We start from the raw sequence: 20,095 nt of genomic DNA, 5'->3' as shown, positions 1-20,095 counted from the left end.
TACCTAAATCAGGTGACTAATTGATGACTGACAACATCCGCATACGCTTTCTCGTTCTGTTCTCTGTCGAGCCTGACAAAATGAATGCTGCTGGTGAATATATCTCCAGTCTCCTGTCCAAGCGATTCGGAGGGGCCACACTACTCAGTTCGACTGACGAAAACACTCTCACTGGCTTCTGGGCAGAGGATGGTTCCCAGTTCAAAAAGCTGTATGAAGGTCGGGTACACAGGGAACCCATCATGGGACTCATGCTATCAGTATTGCCAGAAGATGAAGATGAAGCCTATGAACTGATACAAAAAAGCCTCTCTACTGCCGCAGAGAAGCTCAATTTAAACACCCGACACGTACATGTCGAAACCATGAAGGCCAGAGCGCACCATTTCGATATCGAGGCAATCAGGAAAACGGGGAAGGGGCTTCTTTAAACTCCTCGTACAGCTCAGGATAATCTTCTTTGAGACGTGCCAGGTTAGCTTGCGCTCCTTCTGGCAACATCTTGAGCAGGCTTTTTTGCTCTTCCTGAGACAATTTTTCACGGAAGAATGGGAATAGTAGCTCACGCTCGGCCCGCAGATAGGCAAGGTGAGCATCAAGATAAGCCTTCAGATCATCGGCAAAGCGATCCATGGGTACTACGGCATCCAGAAGAATCATGTCGATGTTTTCTGAGAGCAGGTTCAGACGCTCCCGCAAGGCTTGGTAATCATCAGCGAGCCTTTGACCTACCTCACCCTCTTTGAACTTTTTAGCCACCAGGTGCTCGCTGTATAGCCTTTCAAGAGGCTTAACAAAGCTTTCCATGTATTCGAGGATGTAATCCACAACCTCTCTAATAAGATGAAAATCCGGGCGATCACCCTGGGTCAGGGATTCATGCCTGAGCAAGAGTACGTGTAGCAACCGGGCCATGTTGGCATGGTCGTGGCGTATTTGGTTAAGGGTCGCCATATGTAAACCTCCTCATGATGGTAGCTCGTATTATAGCTATGTTTTCTAAGACCATATTGAATCGTTAGTTATCAGATTACCAGTACAGGCCAAGGACAGAAGCTTTGCAATACAAAAAACCGGAGAAGGCATTACCCTCCCCGGCAACCGGAATACTAAGCTAACCGTACCTCCTGCCCCACTGCGGGAGCAGACTTTTGCCTCCGCGCCGGGCGAGCCTTCATCAGGCGCATGCCGTTGATGACCACCACCAACACTGAGATCTGGTGGATGAACATACCGCCTGCCATGTGAACCTCGTTAGCGAAAACTCCAGCCAAGAGGCCAAACACAGTAAGCAGTGCGATGACTACGTTCTGCCTTATATTGTTCAGGGTGGCTCTCGCCAGCCCGATCGCTTCGCCTATCTTGCCTAAATCATCCGCCATCAGTGCTATATCGGCACTTTCAATCGCTACGTCCGTTCCAGCAACGCCCATGGCTATGCCAATATCTGCAGTTGCCAGCGCAGGCGCATCGTTAATTCCATCTCCAACCATAGCAGTTGCACCGGTTTCTCGCTGTATTGCCTGGATTGCTTCAAGTTTCTGCTCAGGTAAAAGCCCTGCCTGAACTTCATCAATCCCTACTTCACGAGCGATACGCTGGGCACTGGCGAGGTGATCGCCGGTTAGCATCACCAAACGCCTCACACCGATATCGCGCAGGTGCTGCAATGCAGCGGCAGCTTCCGGGCGCAACTTGTCAGCGAATCCAAGCAAGCCAACAAGCACGCCATCAACCGACACGGCTGCTACCGTTTCGCCACGCTCACGAATCTCCTCCAATGCTATGCGTGCGGCTTCCGGCCATTCGTTAACCCGCTCCTCAAGCCAAACCGGGCTGCCAATCTCTATTTTCTGGCTCTGCCACTGGGCACTGATACCACCACCCGGCGCAGTTTCAAACTGATCTACACGCGGGCCTACATAACCCTCTGGCAATGCGCGCTCAACAGCACGTCCTAATGGGTGCTCAGAACCGCTTTCTGCCAGCGCCGCCCACTGCAACAACCGAGTGCGAGGCGAATCTTCGCCTGCCATGCCTGGGAGTGCTGGAATTCCAGCCAAGGGAGTAGCTGTGAGTACTTCCGGGCGCCCTTCCGTCAGTGTTCCCGTTTTGTCGAAAGCAACCGCGCGGATTCGGCCGGCAGTCTCCAGGTATTCGCCACCTTTAATAAGAATTCCGCCGCAAGCCGCCCTGCCAATGCCTGCAATCACAGAAATCGGTGTAGAGATAACCAGCGCACCCGGGCAAGCAATCACAAGCAGAGTCAGCGCAAGCGCAACATCCTTTGTGATCAGATAAGCACCAATGGCCATCACAATAATTGCCGGGGTATACCAACTCGCAAAACGCTCAATCATCCGCTGAGTGGGTGCCTTGGCTTCCTGTGCCTCTTCAACACGCTGGATAATGCGCGCCAAAGTAGTATCCGCACCCACACCTTCGGCACGAACCTGCAAATAGCCATCATGGCTTACAGTACCGGCAAACACAGTGTCACCACTCTGTTTCTGGGCAGGAACCGGCTCGCCGGTAATTGCGCTCTCATCTATGGCAGCCTGGCCGCTCAGGATGACACCATCCACTCCCAAACGCCCACCGGGGCGAACGATTACCATATCGCCTTTTACAACCTCATGGGGCGCTAAAGTGAACTCTTCACCATCACGAAGCACCGTAACTTCGGTAGGTGCCAGCGCCAACAGATCCTTAAGCGCCGATCGGGTGCGAGACAGAGTACGCGCCTCCAGATAACCCCCTAGCACAAACAGGAAGGTTACAGCGGCAGACTCCCAGTACTCACCGATAAACAGCGCGCCGATAGCCGCGATAGTTACCAGCAGTTCAATACTGATCGTGCGGGCGCGCAGGGCTGCAAAAGCCCGCAACGCAATCTCTGTACCTGCAACCGCTGCTGCAAACAACCAGAGTGCGCTCGTGAGGCCTGCAGACCCGCCGAGGAAGTTACTGGCAACGCCCCCAACACCTGCAACACCTGACACCAGCACAACCATGCCACGCCGACTCGCAGGTGAATTCCACAAGCGGCGCCACTGAGACAACTTCTTGATAAATTCCATGATTCATTACCTCATCATTGAGCCGGAGGCAGGCGTATAACCCGCCTCCGGCCTCAACTTAAAATGCGCTAACGCGTGCCTCATAACCCACTTTATTCACCGCAGAAACCAACTGGTCGGTTTTTACCTGCTCAGGGTCGTACTCAACCTCGATACGCCCAGTGGAAAAGTGCACTTTGGCACGGGTTACACCTGCAACCTGGGCCAGGGCTTTCTCTATCTTGGGCACACAGGGTGGGCAGTTCAGTTCGTCACTACGTAGGATAATTTTCATTTTCATTGTCATTCTCCTGTCTGTTTACGTTCGATGCATACAGGATGAATGTTTAAGGCAGGCATTTACATGTGCTGGAACAAGTTACTCCAAATAATTGTTATTTATACGAAAATCTCAACAATTAACCGGCTTCGCCAGCCCCTTCAAACAAACGCACAAGGGCTTCTCGATCGCGTATTCGTATCCACTGCCTCCCGGTTTCAACGTAACCATGGCGGCGCAGGTTGGAAATAACACGGCTTACTGTGGCCGCTGTTGAAGCAACCATAGCCGCAAGATCCTGTTGTGAGAGTGGGGATTGAATCAGAATGCCAGACTCATCGCCCTCCCCCAGCCGATCTGCAAGATCAATCAGGACCTGTGCGATACGCGCCTCCACCGGAAGCGTGCTGAGCGACCGAATCACATCGTGTGCAGCCTCCAGATCACGGGCAACACCGTCGAGAGCACTGAGGGCCACTTCTGGATAGGTGCGAATTAAATGCCGGAAGTCTGCTGTCGTAATAGTCAGCACGCAGCAGGCGGTCTGCGCCACCGCTGTTTGTGGATAGCGGCGCTGGCCAAGCGTCGCCAGCCCACCAAAAGGATCACCCTGCCCCAGCAGATCAAGCACAACCTCGTTCCCGGAAGCGCTGTGCTGAAGAAGCTTCACCCTGCCGTGAGCAACCAGAAAAAGCGCCTCTGCCGAGTCGCCTTCATGATAGAGAGCGGCACCAACGGGATAATCCACACTTCGAAACAGGCTGTTCACCGCCTCAATTGCCTGCGCCGGTAACCCTCGGAAATAAGGCGCATTGCTCAGGATTCGGGCGCGGAGGTCAGCCGAACAATTCTCGGGGCTGCGGTGCTCATCATCTAATGGCGTTGAGCGTTTACGTCTCATTTAAACAATTCCCTTCTTTAAATAGTCCGCATGCACCAAATGAGCATAACTCATGGTTCTACAAAGGCTACCCAAATACGAATGTCCCAACTTGATTTGCCAAAATGGCTTCATTTTCAGCACTATTGCGCCCAAGCTTTAAATAATCAGTCTACGAGAAGTAGTAATGAACCAGCCAGATAGCCATAGTGTTGCCACAGAAGCCGGCCACAACCTGACAGCGCGGCTATTTACAGCCGACAGTGCCGAGGTGCGGGGTATTTGCGTGCTTGCGCCGGCAACCGGCGTAGCCCAGTACTTGTACGACGACTTCGCCCGCTGGCTAAACACCCAGGGCTTCCACGCCCTGACCTTTGATTATGAAGGCATGGGGCTATCGGTAAATGGCCATGTAAAAGACAGCAAAAGCGACAAACTGAGCTGGGGCAAATACGACTGCCCGGCAGTTCTGGCATTCGTTAAAGATAAATTTAACGACCTGAAGAAAGCGTTATGAGGTGTTATGGGAGAAGGTGTTTGCGCCGCTGTTGCCAAGCTATGAGAGCGCCAAAAAAGCTGAATCCTGACGCTAACCAGCAAGGAACCTTTTGCCCATGCCCTACCCCATAGAAGACAAACTCGTGATCGCGGTGGCCTCAAGCGCCCTGTTTGATTTGTCGAAGTCTGACCGTGTATTTCGTGAGCAGGGGGAAAAGGCCTACCGGAAACACCAGGAAGCCAACCTGGACAAGCCTTTACGCAAAGGCGTTGCCTTCCCTTTCGTGAGGCGGTTTTTGAGCATAAACCAGAAGTTCCCAGAGCAGTGCCCGGTTGAAGTGGTATTACTCTCGCGAAACTCTGTGATCACAGGCAAACGGGTATTCCACTCCATTCATCACCATGGCCTGGATATTACCCGCGCGGCATTTCTCGAGGGCAAATCACCCTACGCCTACATTCCGGCATTCAATGCCTCGCTGTTCTTGTCTGCGAACGCTGGCGATGTATCCCAAGCGATCGACTACGGCTATGCGGCTGGCACTGTGCTGCCAAGCAAGGTGGTGGATGATGAAGCGGATACAGAGCTTCGTATAGCGTTCGATTTTGATGGCGTGATTGCGGATGACGCTTCAGAGCGGGTCTAAAAGGCCGGCTCGCTGGAAGACTTTCAGGAACACGAAACCTCCCGCTCGCAAATCCCCCACAGCCCCGGCCCGCTGGCGGATTTGTTCCGCAAGCTTTCACACCTGCAAAAGCTGGAAGACCAGGCCCTAACGGACGACCCGGCTTATAAGCGAATACTGCGAACAGCCATTGTGACTGCCCGCAATGCCCCCTCCCATGAGCGGGTGATTACAACGCTGGAACATTGGGGCGTGGACGCCAATGAGGTTTTCTTCCTGGGCGGAATGAAGAAAGACCGTATTTTGAACGTGCTCAAGCCTCATATGTTCTTTGATGACCAACGATTTCACCTGGAATCTGATGCCGGGGATATTCCTATGGTGCATATTCCGTTTGGGGTGGCGAATGTTGCATCTCACACCCTATTGTGACCGAGCGCACAGACTGAACAGTACCTCACGCGGCCACGGAGCACAGCCTTCCATTTACAGTCAATAGGTTAGGAAGGTATGACATAAATTACCCCAGAGTTCAGGTCAATTGCGTCAATGGTTTAACCTCTGCTTACTGCGAGGCTAGCGTCAAGATTCTATAACGCTGGAAGAACCAATACTCACCCCTCATTTCAAGAACTCCCGCCTGTTTCCACTGCTTGCTCTCCCGCTGCTGGTTGTTACCCTTTCTGGCTGCTCAGCCATAGGCGCATCCATGAAGGCAGCGCCTACCCTAAGCCACTGGGGTGGATTGATCAGCATGGACATGGAGGATCTGGCAAAGCGATATACCAACGAATACTCGAAATTCGTAAAGGTGAATGGCTACAACATTCACTATCAGGACCGCGGCCAAGGCAACACCATCATCCTGATGCACGGAATCTTTTCGTCTCTGCAAACCTGGGATGCCTGGAAAGACGAACTCTCAAAAACTCACCGTGTAATTGCGCTGGATATGCCGGGCTTTGGCCTGACCGGCGGGCCACCCAAGCTGGATGATTTCGACGAAGAGCACGCTCCCGCTACCTTCGAGAAATTCGTGAACAAGTTGAACTTGAGAAGCGTGTCGCTCGCAGGGAACTCGCTAGGCGGTTACATTGCCGCACGATATGCAGCCCAAAATCCTGGCCGGGTCGATATGCTTATTCTTCTGGACCCCTTCGGCTACCCGCAAGACACTCCCTGGATACTCAGCCTCGGCACCTTCCCTCCCGTCGCGTTTGTTGGTAACTACATTCAACCGGCCTGGATGGTTGCTCTCAACGTTTCCTGGATTTACGGCGACTCAAGCCGTGTGCGCGAAGAGGATTACATGCACTACGTACATATGAACCTGCGCCCGGGCGCAAAGCCTCAGTACGTTATAACCCTGAAAATGATCGAAGCCCGGGTTCCCCTGGAGCTTGCAGACAAATGGATGGCAGATATCCCGAAGGCGAGGCTGATTGTCTACCCCACCGCAGGGCATATCCCCATGGAGGAACTACCGGAGCAAACGACCAGAGATGCGTTGCTGTTTCTACGGGGTGACTTGCACCTTACCTGGAAGTAGCATGTTCCAACCTTTGCACCACATTGCGGCTGTATGAGTCATCCGGGTACAGCTCCAACATTTTCCTGGCGAACCCGAGAGACTGCTTTAGCTCTCCCTTCTGCAGGTGCAAATGCACCAGGGCGTTGAGCACATTGTAATCCGAGGGGTGGGCCTGCAAGCCTGCCCCAAGCACGCGCTCAGCCTGCGCCCACTGTTGTTGGCGAACCAGAATCAACCCGTAGTTGTAGGCAACCCGTGGGTTCTCGGGGTTAAGCTTTAACGCCAACTCAAAGCTGCGAAGTGCCTCCGCGTCCTGGCCTTCCTCCACCAAAACCAACGATAACAGGTAGGCCAGGTACCCTCGGTCGGTGTCAGGTATTTGTTCAGACTGGCTCCCGGCGCGCAATGTTTCCATTGCCAGCGCCTGCTTGCCAACCTGACTGGCCAGCGTGGCCAGAGCCACACGGGCAGGTGAGAAGGTCGCATCCAGCTCAAGTGATTTCTGATACTGCGCGATCGCCTCGTCTGTTTTCCCGGAGCGCCGCAAATAATTTGCCCAATTAAAGCGGGACCCGGAAAGTGCAGACAGGCTTTCGAGACGCTTTTGATAATCCGAATTCAATTCATCAAAGCGCTTTCGCTCTGCCTCAGACAACCCGCTCAAATCTGCGCCAGCCAGTGCTGAAAGTGCCTGATCCTGAACCGCCTTGGGCTGGTCAGCACCAAGCAGCGACACCAGTACTTTCAAGTTATCGCCAACCGGTATCTGAGCAAAGGCTCCTGCAGAATAGGCGCGCACAAGCGGCTCCTTATCAAACAGCCCGGAACGCAGAAAGAATCTTGAATCACCACCGAAGGTGCTCAGGTGTTCTGCTGCGGTTGCTCGCGCTATCGCGGGCTCGCTGGTCTTCCTGATCAGAAGCCCCAACCGGCTCATGGCATCCGTTTCGCCGGCACGGAAAGCCTGCAGAGTATCTGCCAAGTGCTCTGGCTTCTTACTATCGGGGTACCACTTTTTCAGAATGCCCAGGGCCCACTGGGCAGATTTGTCTTCGTGGCATCTGTTGCAGGCGTTCGGGCTACCGGAAGTGATCGACAAATCCGGCCTGGGTATACGGAAGCTGTGATCTCGCCGTGGATCAACCATCATGTAAGTTTCATCGGTCATGTGGCAATTCACACACTGCGCACCCTCTGAGCTTTCCGGGTGCTTGTGATGTTCCGCAAGGTTGTAATTCGATGCTTTAAGGGTAGGAAATCGCTCGGGCGGAGCCGGATTGTGGCATTGCAGACACAAACCGTTGCCCTCAATTTTCAGGTTTGTGGTGTGTGGGTCGTGGCAATCCAGGCAGGTAACGCCCGCTTTCGCCATTTTGCTCTGAGTAAACGAGCCGTAAACATACACCTCGCCCTGAATTTGGCCATCAGCATGGTACATGTCTGGCATCAGCACCGCTGGCAAGGCTTTGTCCAAATAGCCCTCGTGTGCATGTTGCCCGTCCTGAATGCTCTGGCGGCGGCTGTGGCAATAGGCACAGGCTTCGACCACCTTGCCAGGGGCCATCCCGCCAAAATCAACCAGCAGGCCCATACCCTCAGCAGGGCCGGCCTTTTCTACCTGGTCTTGCCCCTGCTCTCTTGCCCAATCCACATGCTTTTCACTCGGGCCGTGGCAGCCCTGACAACCAACATTCTGCTTAGCCAACACAACCATTTAACCCAGGTGTAACACTGGTTGTCCCCAACAAGCCATCCAAGCCGGTTTCCTGATAGAATTGCCCTCTTTAAGTGGTCCCTTCGATTGAACCCTTCAGCCTGGAAGCCGACCTTCGAGTTGCGACCATAAACGGGCAGCGTTGAGTAAAAAATGATCCATACCATCCCTTCAGAAAACACCTCAGGAACTCCTGAAAACCTCGGGCCAGAGCCATCCCGGCGCTTTTGCGTCGCGCCGATGATGGATTGGATCGATAGCCACGTAACCTTCTGAAAACACAGTTTAAAACGTGAGAAATGCGATGATGTAGCACTATTGGAGGACTGGTTTAGCAATGTTCTGTCATCCAGTACTCTCATTTCGCTGCTTAACAGAGTCTTCATTTCAATTCCTCCCAAAATGGCGCTGTTTTTACTAACTCCGCAGCGAGGCAGCCACCTGCTGTTGCAAACAACGCGAGCCCAAATTTCGTTTTGAGCATTTGCAGAACAACGGAACTTATTGAGTCAAAGCTTCCCCAAGCATTTCCGTCCCCCGCTATCCACCCAAAAAGAATCGCCAGTCCCATCGCGGTCAACATAGCTTTCGCTAGGCTCTTAAAAAAGTCCGATTTTTCGGTCATCAGTTTTTGTAGTTTTGCTTTCATCACTCGTGCTCCTCTCAAGTTTGGTAATCAGACTCACAGGCCTGAAAACCTATACTTACACAAATCGCAAAACCACCAAGCGCTGGCGAATTGACGCCCACATGAAATCTTTCAGCGCGACTCGGCGATGACGACATAGATAAGTCAGTTAGGGGATGGTTACACAGGCAGTCCGATAGGATTTACATTGCGCCATCCAACTTCCTCTCGAGCACCACGGGAGCCTATACGGCATGACTGGCATGCTAGCTGTGCTGCTCATGCCAAAATACAACAGTTCTCAGCCAACCAGCCGCAAGACCTTAATCAACTATTTTGTGCTGATTGATTTACGCTTAAACCTTGATGGGAGCAAGTTGTGCAGCGTGTTACTTGGATTAGTTGGCAGCACCACGCATAGTGCCAGGGTGAGAGCAAAAACAAGGGGTATGAAGTTGCAAAAAAGCAGCCGAGCAGATTGTAAAGTATTACCCGAGTTCAACTACGCGCATTATATACCGCCAACCTGGCGCATGACCTCTGCAGCAGTATGCTTCAATTCAGAAAGCAAAGTTTCTCTGACCCCATCTGCGTTCATTACAGGGTCTGGCCCAGAAATGTTAATGGCCGCTATAACCTGCCCAGTAAAGTTTCGGATAGGAATGGCCAGTGCCGTCGAATGATCTGAATAATGGCGAGTCCACCCTTGGGCGCGCTCTTTTTCGCAGAGCGCCATCAACTCTGGCATTGACTGTGGTGCTGGCCGAGGATAGCCATCTAAGCGCTGTCCCTGAAACAGGTTCTGCAACTCAACTGGTGACATCCCCGTCAGGAGTGCCCGACCCATAGCGGTTGTGTGCAATGGAAAACGAGTGCCCACGGGCACGTTTACCGAAACCCTTTGCAAAGCTAGAGCTCGATAGACATAGAGCACTTCTGTGCCATCTCGAATGCCAACATGACTTGAAAGCGACGTACTGTCGCGTAGCCTGGTGACGAAAGGCGCAGCTACCTCAACAATCTCTCGACTGGCGAGGTAGCTGAATCCACGAGAAACCACTTGAGTGCCCAGCGTATAGGTGTTCGTCCCGATCTTGTTCAGATAACCCATTGACGTGAGAGTCTGCACGATTCTGTATAAAGAGCTCGTGCTAACGCCAAGGTGTTGAGCCATTTCAACCTGACTTAATGTTCGACAATTACTATCAAACATTTCCAGAATGAGGAGACCCTTCTGCAAAGCCGGCGCGGTATAGTCCTTTTCACTCAAGAGGTATGCTTCCTATGCTGTTTCAATCACTGGATGAGCGTGGCCTACCCTGTAATTCCTGCCAAGGATCGCTAAAACTACTGCACTGGCAATCAGGATCAGCCAAGGATTGTTACCAACCAGAGACAAGCCTGCAAGGCTTAGCAAGGTTTTCTCAACCTTCGATATCGGTGCACTGAAGAATCCAATATACGCCGCAGACAAGGCTACAATGCATAAGATGCCACTGAGCATTGCAAGCGAGAACTCGAACCATGTGAAGTTGAGAAATAATAGGCTTGGCGCGTAGATGAACATCAATGGCACAAGCGCCTTACCCATAGACAACCGGAATGCGGTGACACCAGTTTTCATCGGGTCAGACCCAGAAATCCCCGCCCCCGCATACGCAGCCAAGGCTACCGGCGGGGTCACATCCGCCAGCACTCCGTAGTAGAAGATGAAGAAATGAGAGGCTAACAAGGCAATACCAAAATCGTCCAGCGCCGGAGCAACAATGGCCGCCAGGATAATGTAGGTAGGCGTGGTTGGTATCCCAGCACCCATCAGAATACAGGCCAATGCGACCAATATCAGAGCGATGAATAGTGTCAAACTCCCTTCTGTCACTAGATCGAAGGGTATGAAGGCTGCCAGCGTACTGCCAAAGTCACTAGCCAAACCGACAACAGCACCAGAAAACTTAAACCCTAAACCAGTCAATGTTGTCACACCAAGTAGAAAGCCAACGCAGGCGCAAGCTGCAGTAATGGCGATGGACTGTTTAGCCCCCTCTTCAAGACCATCGATCAAACGTCTCGGTGTCAGAGTGCTTTCATGATCTAGCTTAGTAAAGCCTATTGGCCTGAGCACAAGAGGGATGTATGAGCAGACAATGGTCAGGATGATCCCCCAGAACGCGGCCAAGAATGGGGTAAACTGCATTAGCAGAAGCGTTACCATCACCACTAGCGGAATTACTTGATGCCAGTGTTTCGCTAGCACTGAAGAGAAACGAGGAATTTGCTCTTCGGGAATTCCTTTGAGGTTCAATCGGCGAGCCTCAAAATGCACCATACACAAGGTTGCCAAGTAGTGAAAAGCAGCCGGTATGATGGCAACCAGAATCAGCTCGCTATATGGTACTCCTAACATTTCTGCCATAACAAACGCAGACGCGCCCATGATCGGCGGCGTAATCTGACCACCACACGAAGAGGCAGCTTCTGTCGCTGCGGCAAAGCGGCCACTAAAGCCATACTTTTTCATCATCGGTATTGTAAATGCCCCGGTGGTAACGGTATTAGCCACCGGCGAACCGGAAATCATGCCAAAGAACCCGGAGGAAACTACAGATACCTTGGCAGGTCCACCGGAATAGCGGCCCGCAACCAGGGTTGCCAGCTCAATGAAAAGTTGGCCTAGACCAGAAGCCTGCGCCAGAACACCAAAGAGCACAAAGTGGAATACATACGTAGCGACAACACCAATGGCGATGCCGTAGATACCCTCGGTACCTAAATACAGATGCTCAACCAGGCGAATAATGTCGTAGCCTCTATGAGCCATAACACCCGGCAAATACGGGCCAAACATGGCATACAGCAGTGCTAAAACCCCAATTATGGACAGCGACTCTCCCATTGTTCGCCGAGCACCCTCAACCACCAGCATTACCGCCATACCGCCCATTAGGTAGTCAAACGCTTTCGGGAAGCCGATATTAACGATGAAGATGTCTTTGAAGAAAACAATCAAGTAGGCAGAGAAACCAGCACCGGCCAGCACTAACGGCCAGTCAAGCCAGCTGGGTTTATTCCGATTTGCAATTGCAGCTACAGGCAAAGCTGACAGAGCCATAAAGCCGGCAAATCCGTAGATCATCCATCCCCACCAAGCTGGAATATCACTAGCCAGAGCTTGAACTAGTTGATGGGCAATCAAAACGTAGAAAGCTCCGTAGGCAAGACTCAATACTATATTTAGTTTAAAGTACTTTGGTGGCCGCCGCGGGAACACAATAAAAAGCAGCCCCATGATAAAGGCCATGTGCACGTTACGGTGGGTGATCTCGTTGAGTAGGCCAAATCCCGCCGTATAAATATGGAAAACACTCAGAACCACACAGGTAATGGTCACTAGTGTTTTGAGAGTTCCTTTCAAGTCTCGAAAATTCGATTCGTTATCAAATTTTTTAATCAGCTCATCAAGATCAGCTTGATGCATTTCAGGCCCGCTGGACGTAGAACGGTTGTCCGCTTGGCTGTTCGAGTTGCTCATACCCGTTCACTCTGAGTTATGGTTGGCAGTTAGAGACCGGAGTAATCAGCAGCCCGCCGTCCGGCCATTGGTTCAAATTGATGTTTCTGTTTCCTACGTACAATCTGTTTTCAAAGCGCTGATCTGTGCGAACAATCAGCTGCCCTATACCGCGATCCATTTCCAGAATGAACTTGCCATTCCTGCGCTTGAAAGACTTCGCATCTGGTTCGTTCACCAGTGAGGGCAGCCCTTGCCCATGGGCGATGAAAACTTCTGCTGTTTGGTTAATCGTCAGTTCGCCAGCCGGGGATTCAACCAGTTGGTAGTAGTCCTTGACAGGCGTAAGAGACACGGAGTGGATGAACGAAAGTTCAAACTCCTTGTCCTCGAGAGAAACGCAAGCAAGCAACTTGCCTTCACGGTAATAGCTAATTTCAAGACCTGCAGCTTGCAGATTGCCAGCCAGGGCAAAGGCCCCGGCCAGCAGCAGGGCTAGCTTATTCAATGATGCCCTTTTCACGGAAATACTTCGCTGCACCTGGATGCAGAGGGATTGAGACAGACTCAAGCGCGCTTTCAGGAGTAATTTCCTTACCCTTAACGTGAACCTTGGCCAAGGTATCGGTGTTTTCGTAAAGCGCCTTGGTAACTGCATAGGCTATATCATCAGGCAGATCAGCGTGGGTTGCCCAGATAGCCCTTACGGCAATGGTTTCAACATCGTTATCTACGCCTTTATAAGTGCCGCCTGGCAAAGTCGTAGAGGCATAATATGGCTGGGTTTCTTGGAGCTTTTTGATCGGCTCGCCGGTCAGCGGAATGATGTTGATATCATGTCCATTAGAAAGCTCCAGGATCGATGCGGTTGGTGATCCCGCAGTGATCAAGGAGGCGTCAAGGTTACCGTCTTTGATCTTCTCTGCAGACTGGGAGAAGGATGAGTAATCCTCAGTCACATCGTCACGGGTCATACCGTGAGCTACCAGCAAGTCCCCTAGCAGTTGCCACTGGCCTGAGCCTGGTGACCCTGAACTAATAGAGTGACCTTTCAGGTCTTTAAATGAACTAAGCCCGGGCTGCGCCACCAACTGAACTGCCTCAGGATACAGAGCCCCCAAGGCTCGTAGGTTCTTCTGAGCCTTTCCTTCAAACTGATTTTGTCCCCTATAGGCTGCATCAAGTATGTCGGCTGCAACAAAAGCTGACTCTATATCTCCACGCCCAAGCAGGCCGGCATTGGCAACCGAAGCATTTCCGGTCTCAGCCGTTGCTGACAGCTTCTTTCCTTCCAATTCGGCGTTGTTGGAGATGACCTGAGCGAGCATGCCGCCAAGCGGATAGTAGGTACCGCCAGTGCCACCGGTAGCAATACCGAAAAACACTCGCTCCTGCGCCTGAGCAGCTCCGGCTGCAAGACCCGCTCCCAAGACAGCAGTCATAAGCATTGTTTTCAGTTTTTTCATTGTTTTCACTTCCTTTACTGTTTTAGCTTAGGGATACCGCGTTACGAGCGGCAGTTTTGACACAGCAATGTGTCGGCCAGCAAAGCCGCTGTTTTAGCGGTAACGCCGGATTCATCAAATTCAGGATTTAACTCGCAAATCTCTACCAGTGGCATGCCGTAAGGTAATGTCTTAGCGATTTTCTGCACTTCATCTATCACAGCTTGCACAACTTCCAACGCAACACCTCGTGCCGCTGGAGCACTAACACCAGGTGCCTGATAATGAGGGAGCACGTCCAAGTCGATGGTCAGGTAGAGCATGTCCAAACCTTGGCTAAATTCCCGGACTTGTTTTATAACGTCCGGAATATCTGCCACCCTCATATCTCTATCTTCACGATAACTAACACCCATAGCACGGGCACGATCGAACAATGAGGAGGTATTACTCGTCCGAGCAAGACCCAAGCAGCAGTAATGAAAAAAACCTTGCCCGCAGTGCTCAGCTATTTGTGTGAAGGGCGTCCCCGACGATGCACCCTGCTCCCCCTTCATGCGAAGATCAAAATGGGCATCTAGATTGATAATGCCAATTCTTGTGGTGGTCGGGTCGTACACCTTTGCTAGACCCGAAAAACTCCCCCAAGCTGTCTCGTGTCCCCCGCCGACAACCAACAAGCGACTCACGGACGTAAGTGCTTCAGCAACTTTTGCCGCCAACTCTTCTTGACCCTGTTCAAGTGCGTCACCCCTGACCTCGACCGTACCAAGATCAGTGACCGACAGGTCATCACCACCGTGCCAGGCCAAGCCCCCCAACTGACGCCGAAGAGCATCAGGCCCAGCAGCAGCGCCGGGGCGCCCCTTATTTCTAAGGACACCCGCGTCGCACGCGAAGCCAAGTATTCCAGCGTTTCGTCCAAAGGGTAAATTTGGCGCTAGCGACACCTTCTGATGCCACCGTGTTGCACCAACCCCTTCCTCACTATCTACCCTTCCGCGCCACTCTGATGCTGGCTTGAACGTGACCATACTCTTTAACCCTAATTCAAGATTCGATCATATAAGCATATAGATACCGAGATTTAAACACCCTAACGCCACGCTTTATCCATATGCGAAGATCAAGTTTATATATGAAATTTTACAGTAAAATTTTGGTACATTTCTCACTTTGCGATAAGCCAAAATGAACAGGAAGGGGTACAGTTACACTAGAAGCAGGCAGAGAAATCGAAAAGGGCAATACTGGTATGTATGAAAGCGGAATTCAGACTTTGGACAGGAGTTACTCACTGCTTCGACTTGTGATAAGAGCTGGGCAACACGGCCTCTCCATTGCCGAACTCACCAATTCAACAGGCCTCAGCGCGCCAACAGTATATCGCTTGGTTCGCGCCCTAAAAGATCTACGTCTTGTTAGGCAACCTCTTAGTCGTGGGCCTGTCTACCCCGGCCCGGAACTCTTGAGCTGGAGCGAGCTGACTCGCGCCGCCCTAGATAAGTTCGCGCACATGCACCTACTGGATATGGCAGAGAATTTAGGTGACAGCTTTTTTCTTATGATCCCTGACGGTTTCCACGTGTTATGTCTAGATATCGCTGATGGGCAACACCCAGCGCGAAGCTACACTCGCCAAAAGGGAGACCGTATTCCCTTCGGAATCGGGCAAGCGTCAATCGCCATCCTTAGTTTTATGAGTAAGCAAGAGCAGAAACAAATCCTTGACCACAACGAAGTGCCGTTTCTACGTCCAAAGGGAATTACGCGCGGGCGCGTGCAGGAAGCGATCGTCAACTGCCGACATCTAGAAAGCACCTGCGGAGTGGAAGGCACTGACCCTCCCGAATTTACGGGTGTAGCTGTCCCTGTTTTCGGAAATAACCAGACACCGATCGCCGCATTAAGTTGTTGCCTGCGGCGTTCCAGGTTGTCCGACGAACATTACGATCACCTTACGAAATCACTTCTGGCCAGTGCCAGAGCAATCAGCCACAACCTTTTCGACCCGCTGGAAAACCCCAGATAAAAAGAGTCTAGCCACGATGAACACAAGCAGCTCCCCCTACCCTGATTATAAACGCGCATGCGGTTGGAATGAGCCGTCTGAGCTGTCCCTGAAACACCCTCGCCTTACAGGATATCAAACCTGCGACGCAATCATTGTCGGCGCTGGCTATACTGGCATCGGCATAGCCCGCCAGCTCGCAAAGTTAGAGCCAAATAGTGATATCAGAGTTTTAGAGGCGGAAACCATTGGAGCAGGCTCCCCCGGCCGCAATTCGGGATTTGTTCTCGAACACGCCTTCACTGGTGCCACCCCTGAGGCTGCCGGGGTTCTCTACCGACATTATCAGGCCACGCAGGATGCCATGCGTGACATAGGCTATACGGGAGCCGTCACGGCAAACTCTAAAATTTTTAAAGGCGCAGCTACAGATCGGGGCATGCGAAATTTATCAGCCTTAGCGACCTTCCTTGAAAAAAGCGGCCAACCTTTCGAGTGGATGGGTGCGGAGCGATTAAGGTCAATGACAGGCAGCAGCTATTACCGTGCTGGGCTTAGTTTGCCAGGCAATAGCTTGGTTAACCCCTATGCACTGATCTCAAATCTTGCACGAAGCCTTCCTGCAACCATTAAATTGTATGAGCAAAGCCCAGCTGTTCACCTCTCCCAAACCTCATCTGGCTGGCTGGCCACAACACCCGAAGGCTCCATACAAGCTCCAAAGGTATTTCTGGCAAACAATGCCTTTGCCGCCTCTCTGGGGTTTGGCAATGCCTATAGCGTCAAAATATTCACCTATGCAGGAATCACCCCAAAATTGCCAGCCGATTTATTCGCTGCCTTGGCACCAGAAGGGCAATGGGGATTACTACCTGCCCACCGTCTTGGCTCCACCCTAAGAACCACCGACGATGGAAGACTTCTAATACGCGGCTTTTACGGCTACGAGCGGGAAGGCAATGACTCCACACGGCACTATCTTGAACAAAGCCTGTTAAGCCGCTTCCCTGAACTGAGCAGCTATGGTTTGGAGGAGTGGTGGGGCGGAACCACGTCACTTACGGCAAACGGTGCCCCGCTTTGGGGCCAGCTTAAAAAAGGGCTCTTCGCCTCCATTGGATGTAACGGTGTAGGTATTTTAAAGGGAACACTTCTGGGACAGCAGTTGGCCAATCTTGCTTCCGGCCAACCCTGCTTAAACGTAAACCAACTCATGGGCGTACCTAGCTGGATGCCACCTGAGCCAATTAGACACATTGGATTCAACCTCGTCAGCGCTGTGGAAAGGCGGCTGGCTGGTGCTGAACGCTAACCAAAACCCACCTAAGGAAGAGCAACAATGATTAAAACAGTAAAAACAGATTTGTACGCGTCCCCCTCACCGCTTGAGTGGGCAACCATTGGTAACGGGATACTGTTTACTGCGCAAATCCCTATTGATGACCAAGGGAAAGTTGTTGACGGCGGTATTGAAGCCCAAACTCGCCAGACCATGGAAAACTTGCGCCACACACTAGAATGCGCAAATGCAAACCTAACGGATGTCACACAGGTTTTGATTTATGTCACCGACAGATCACACCTGCCGGTTGTTAATAGAATCTACGCAGAGTACTTCGAGAAGCCTTATCCAAACCGTGCTGCGCTGGTAATAGCCGGCCTTGCTCGAGAAGAAATGCTGGTTGAGCTGGTGGTCTATGCAGCCATCAAAGATTAGGCATTCATTGACTGCGCAAGCTATTAACAAATCTGGAGCAAGCCCCTTACAATCTTTTATGTGTCTAGCAGCGTAAACTAGGCGATAGTTGCGAGTGGATTCAACAACATAGTTCGGGTTAGCAATGTCATGATCAAAAACTACGGCATCCTCCTGCTGCCAGAATTCAGCAATCTGTGTTTTTCTAACCTGATTGAGCCTCTTAGAGCCGCGAATGATCTATCTGATCAGCCGGTCGCCAAATGGCACTTGTTTTCGCTTGATGGGCGCAGTGTTTCAAGCACAAGTGGCCTGACATTTCCTGTAAACAAGAGCCTTGCCAACATTCCAGACACGGCACCACTGGATATTCTTTTTATTCTTGCCAGTTACAACTATGAGTCTTACATCACCCCAGAGTTGATCCAACAACTTAAAACCCTAAAGCCTTATGCCGCGCAAATCGCAGGTTTGGATGCAGGTCCGTTTGTTCTTGCAAGAGCGGGTTTGCTGAATGGCTATCGAGCCACCATTCACTGGGCAGAGCTTGAGGTGTTTCAAGAGGCCTTTCCTGCAATCAAAGTGTGCGCCGATCGTTATGTTATAGACCGGGATCGGATTACAAACGGCGGTGCCAGCACGGCAATGGATCTGATACTGGAAGTGATTCGTCAGCATCATAGCGAGCAATTAGCTATTGCTGTTGCAGAGTTTTTGATTTTCGACATAGAGCGCCCTGGAAGCAGCCAGCAACGGGAATTCACCTCCGCACGGCTTGACGTCCGGGCACCCCGCTTGGCCAAAGCGATTAAAGTAATGGAAACAAACATTGAATCACCAATAGCAATGTCGGATCTTGCTAAAAAGGTAGGTACGTCCCAGAGACAACTGGAGCGGGAGTTTCGTGAAATTTTAGAAACAACTCCTGCCCGTCACTATACGCTGCTACGTGTTGCAGCCGCTCGGCGACTATTGCGAGAAACCAGTTTCAGCATTACTCAAATTGCTGTGCGTAGTGGTTTTAACTCCTCTGCTGCACTCATACGTAATTATCGCGCCATCTATAACTGCACTCCATCTGCAGACCGTAAGCAGCATAAGCTGCGCACCACGACTTCGAATTAGCAACAAAAAAGCCCCCGAAGGGGCAAAGGTCACGACAACAGTTCATAGCTGTTCGGATCAGGCGCTTGTTAGTCCGGCCAAGCGCCCGCGGACAATTTCAGTCGCATCGGCCACAATGCGCTGGACTAACTCGTCAACCGTTGGAATGTCGTGGATCAGGCCCTGAGACATTCCAGCCCACCAAATTCCCTGCTCCATATCGCCGGTTTCCAGAACTACGGCGCCACGCTTTCCGGACACCAATTCCGCTACATCCGCAAACTCAGTGCCTTCCATGCGCTCAATTTTCGCCACTTCTTCGGCAATGGTATTGCGGTGGACCCGCGCGGTGTTGCGGAATTTACGGAAAATAAGCTGGGTATCCAACTCGCTGCTTGCCACCAGCTTCTCTTTCAGGTTCTGGTGCACGGGTGCCTCCACCGTGCATAAAAAGCGAGTACCCATGCTCATGCCCTCGGCGCCCATGGCCAAGGCTGCGACCAGGCCCCGACCATCACTGAAGCCTCCACAGGCAACAACGGGAATGTCGAGGGCATCCACCGCGCTCGGCACTAACACCAGGGATGGAATATCATCTTCTCCCGGATGTCCCGCGGCCTCAAACCCATCAATGATCACCGCATCGCAGCCCACCGCTTGAGCCTTCAGCGCATGACGCACCGAGGTGCACTTATGGACAACCTTGATGCCGGCGGCCTTGAAACCGGCCATGAACGGCTCCGGGCTGCGCCCCGCTGTTTCGACGAATTTAACACCGGAATCAATGATTACCTGCGCATATTCCGCATAGGGAGGCGGTGTCAGCGTGGGCAAGATCGTCAGGTTTACGCCAAACGGCTTATCGGTCATTGATTGGGTGCGGGCGATTTCCTTTGCCAAGGCCTCGGGCGTTGGCTGTGTCAGCGCGGTAAGAAACCCCATGGCGCCCGCGTTGGCAACGGCCGAAACCAGCTCTGCCGTGGACACCCGCTGCATGCCGCCCTGAAGGACCGGATGCTCCACTCCGAACAATTCGGTAATCCGTGTCTTAAACATGTTTTTTTGCTCCTGCTACAAATTCGCTAATACGGCTGTTGGCCACTGGCCCGATATAG

The 20,095-nt window shown here is 52.0% G+C and carries 19 protein-coding genes and 2 pseudogenes; 9 read left to right on the top strand and 12 right to left on the bottom strand.

What is annotated here, in order from left to right:
• Positions 1–23: 23 nt before the first annotated feature.
• Positions 24–431 (top strand): hypothetical protein, encoded by a 408-nt coding sequence (locus FFI61_RS03625; RefSeq protein WP_200369315.1) that lies wholly within the window; start codon positions 24–26, stop codon positions 429–431.
• Here FFI61_RS03625 and FFI61_RS03620 read toward each other — a convergent pair.
• The 4 genes from FFI61_RS03620 to FFI61_RS03605 all read right to left on the bottom strand — a co-directional run bounded on the left by FFI61_RS03620 (position 403) and on the right by FFI61_RS03605 (position 4,240).
• Positions 403–954, bottom strand: coding sequence for a hemerythrin domain-containing protein (locus FFI61_RS03620; protein WP_200369314.1), 552 nt, complete (start codon positions 952–954; stop codon positions 403–405). The genes FFI61_RS03625 and FFI61_RS03620 overlap by 29 nt on opposite strands.
• A gap of 155 nt (positions 955–1,109) precedes the next feature.
• Positions 1,110–3,080 (bottom strand): heavy metal translocating P-type ATPase, encoded by a 1,971-nt coding sequence (locus tag FFI61_RS03615; protein WP_200369313.1) that lies wholly within the window; start codon positions 3,078–3,080, stop codon positions 1,110–1,112.
• Between the two features lie 58 nt (positions 3,081–3,138).
• Complete coding sequence (locus tag FFI61_RS03610) at positions 3,139–3,360, bottom strand: heavy-metal-associated domain-containing protein (RefSeq protein WP_227714575.1); 222 nt, start codon at positions 3,358–3,360, stop codon at positions 3,139–3,141.
• A gap of 118 nt (positions 3,361–3,478) precedes the next feature.
• On the bottom strand, positions 3,479–4,240 hold the full coding sequence (locus FFI61_RS03605; RefSeq protein WP_200369312.1) for a Crp/Fnr family transcriptional regulator: 762 nt from the start codon (positions 4,238–4,240) through the stop codon (positions 3,479–3,481).
• Between the two features lie 166 nt (positions 4,241–4,406).
• On the opposite strand from FFI61_RS03605, the gene FFI61_RS03600 reads away from it, so the two are divergent.
• From FFI61_RS03600 to FFI61_RS03590, 3 genes and pseudogenes are all read left to right on the top strand, one after another.
• Positions 4,407–4,736 (top strand): hypothetical protein, encoded by a 330-nt coding sequence (locus FFI61_RS03600; protein WP_200369311.1) that lies wholly within the window; start codon positions 4,407–4,409, stop codon positions 4,734–4,736.
• A 97-nt stretch (positions 4,737–4,833) separates the two neighbouring features.
• Positions 4,834–5,775 (top strand): annotated as a pseudogene (locus FFI61_RS03595) (5'-nucleotidase).
• Positions 5,776–6,052: 277 nt separating this feature from the next.
• Positions 6,053–6,892 (top strand): alpha/beta fold hydrolase, encoded by an 840-nt coding sequence (locus tag FFI61_RS03590; protein WP_200369310.1) that lies wholly within the window; start codon positions 6,053–6,055, stop codon positions 6,890–6,892.
• Here the strand turns inward: FFI61_RS03590 and FFI61_RS03585 are convergent.
• The 7 genes from FFI61_RS03585 to hutG form a co-directional block, all read right to left on the bottom strand.
• Positions 6,879–8,525, bottom strand: a complete 1,647-nt coding sequence (locus FFI61_RS03585) for a tetratricopeptide repeat protein (RefSeq protein WP_200369309.1) — start codon at positions 8,523–8,525, stop codon at positions 6,879–6,881. The two genes, FFI61_RS03590 and FFI61_RS03585, sit on opposite strands and share 14 nt — an antisense overlap.
• Before the next feature lie 445 nt (positions 8,526–8,970).
• On the bottom strand, positions 8,971–9,237 hold the full coding sequence (locus FFI61_RS03580) for a hypothetical protein (RefSeq protein WP_200369308.1): 267 nt from the start codon (positions 9,235–9,237) through the stop codon (positions 8,971–8,973).
• Positions 9,238–9,727: 490 nt separating this feature from the next.
• Positions 9,728–10,456 carry an IclR family transcriptional regulator gene (locus FFI61_RS03575; RefSeq protein ID WP_227714667.1) on the bottom strand — a complete coding sequence of 243 codons (729 nt, stop codon included), beginning with the start codon at positions 10,454–10,456 and terminating at the stop codon, positions 9,728–9,730.
• Positions 10,457–10,498: 42 nt separating this feature from the next.
• Positions 10,499–12,745: a TRAP transporter permease gene (locus FFI61_RS03570; RefSeq protein WP_200369306.1), complete on the bottom strand. Its 2,247-nt coding sequence runs from the start codon at positions 12,743–12,745 to the stop codon at positions 10,499–10,501.
• A 16-nt stretch (positions 12,746–12,761) separates the two neighbouring features.
• On the bottom strand, positions 12,762–13,232 hold the full coding sequence (locus FFI61_RS03565) for a DUF1850 domain-containing protein (protein WP_200369305.1): 471 nt from the start codon (positions 13,230–13,232) through the stop codon (positions 12,762–12,764).
• Positions 13,225–14,190, bottom strand: coding sequence for a TAXI family TRAP transporter solute-binding subunit (locus FFI61_RS03560; protein ID WP_227714574.1), 966 nt, complete (start codon positions 14,188–14,190; stop codon positions 13,225–13,227). Before FFI61_RS03560 ends, FFI61_RS03565 begins: the two co-directional genes overlap by 8 nt.
• 41 nt (positions 14,191–14,231) lie before the next feature.
• Positions 14,232–15,203 (bottom strand): formimidoylglutamase, encoded by a 972-nt coding sequence (hutG, locus tag FFI61_RS03555; RefSeq protein WP_200369303.1) that lies wholly within the window; start codon positions 15,201–15,203, stop codon positions 14,232–14,234.
• 221 nt (positions 15,204–15,424) lie between these two features.
• Here hutG and FFI61_RS18040 point away from each other — a divergent pair.
• From FFI61_RS18040 to FFI61_RS03535, 5 genes and pseudogenes are all read left to right on the top strand, one after another.
• A pseudogene (locus FFI61_RS18040) lies at positions 15,425–15,586 on the top strand (helix-turn-helix domain-containing protein); the annotation flags it as partial.
• A gap of 51 nt (positions 15,587–15,637) precedes the next feature.
• On the top strand, positions 15,638–16,201 hold the full coding sequence (locus tag FFI61_RS03550; protein ID WP_227714666.1) for an IclR family transcriptional regulator C-terminal domain-containing protein: 564 nt from the start codon (positions 15,638–15,640) through the stop codon (positions 16,199–16,201).
• Positions 16,149–17,492 carry an NAD(P)/FAD-dependent oxidoreductase gene (locus FFI61_RS03545; protein WP_200369301.1) on the top strand — a complete coding sequence of 448 codons (1,344 nt, stop codon included), beginning with the start codon at positions 16,149–16,151 and terminating at the stop codon, positions 17,490–17,492. Before FFI61_RS03550 ends, FFI61_RS03545 begins: the two co-directional genes overlap by 53 nt.
• Positions 17,493–17,519: 27 nt before the next feature.
• Complete coding sequence (locus FFI61_RS03540; protein ID WP_200369300.1) at positions 17,520–17,897, top strand: RidA family protein; 378 nt, start codon at positions 17,520–17,522, stop codon at positions 17,895–17,897.
• Between the two features lie 129 nt (positions 17,898–18,026).
• Positions 18,027–19,001, top strand: coding sequence for a GlxA family transcriptional regulator (locus FFI61_RS03535; protein WP_200369299.1), 975 nt, complete (start codon positions 18,027–18,029; stop codon positions 18,999–19,001).
• A gap of 57 nt (positions 19,002–19,058) precedes the next feature.
• On the opposite strand, the gene FFI61_RS03530 is transcribed toward FFI61_RS03535, so the two are convergent.
• Positions 19,059–20,036, bottom strand: a complete 978-nt coding sequence (locus tag FFI61_RS03530; RefSeq protein ID WP_200369298.1) for an NAD(P)H-dependent flavin oxidoreductase — start codon at positions 20,034–20,036, stop codon at positions 19,059–19,061.
• Positions 20,037–20,095 lie beyond the last annotated feature (59 nt).

Source organism: Marinobacter sp. DY40_1A1, assembly GCF_016597815.1.
In the GTDB taxonomy this organism is placed as follows: Bacteria; Pseudomonadota; Gammaproteobacteria; order Pseudomonadales; family Oleiphilaceae; genus Marinobacter; species Marinobacter xiaoshiensis.
This window is presented reverse-complemented; position numbering and strand designations above follow the sequence as displayed.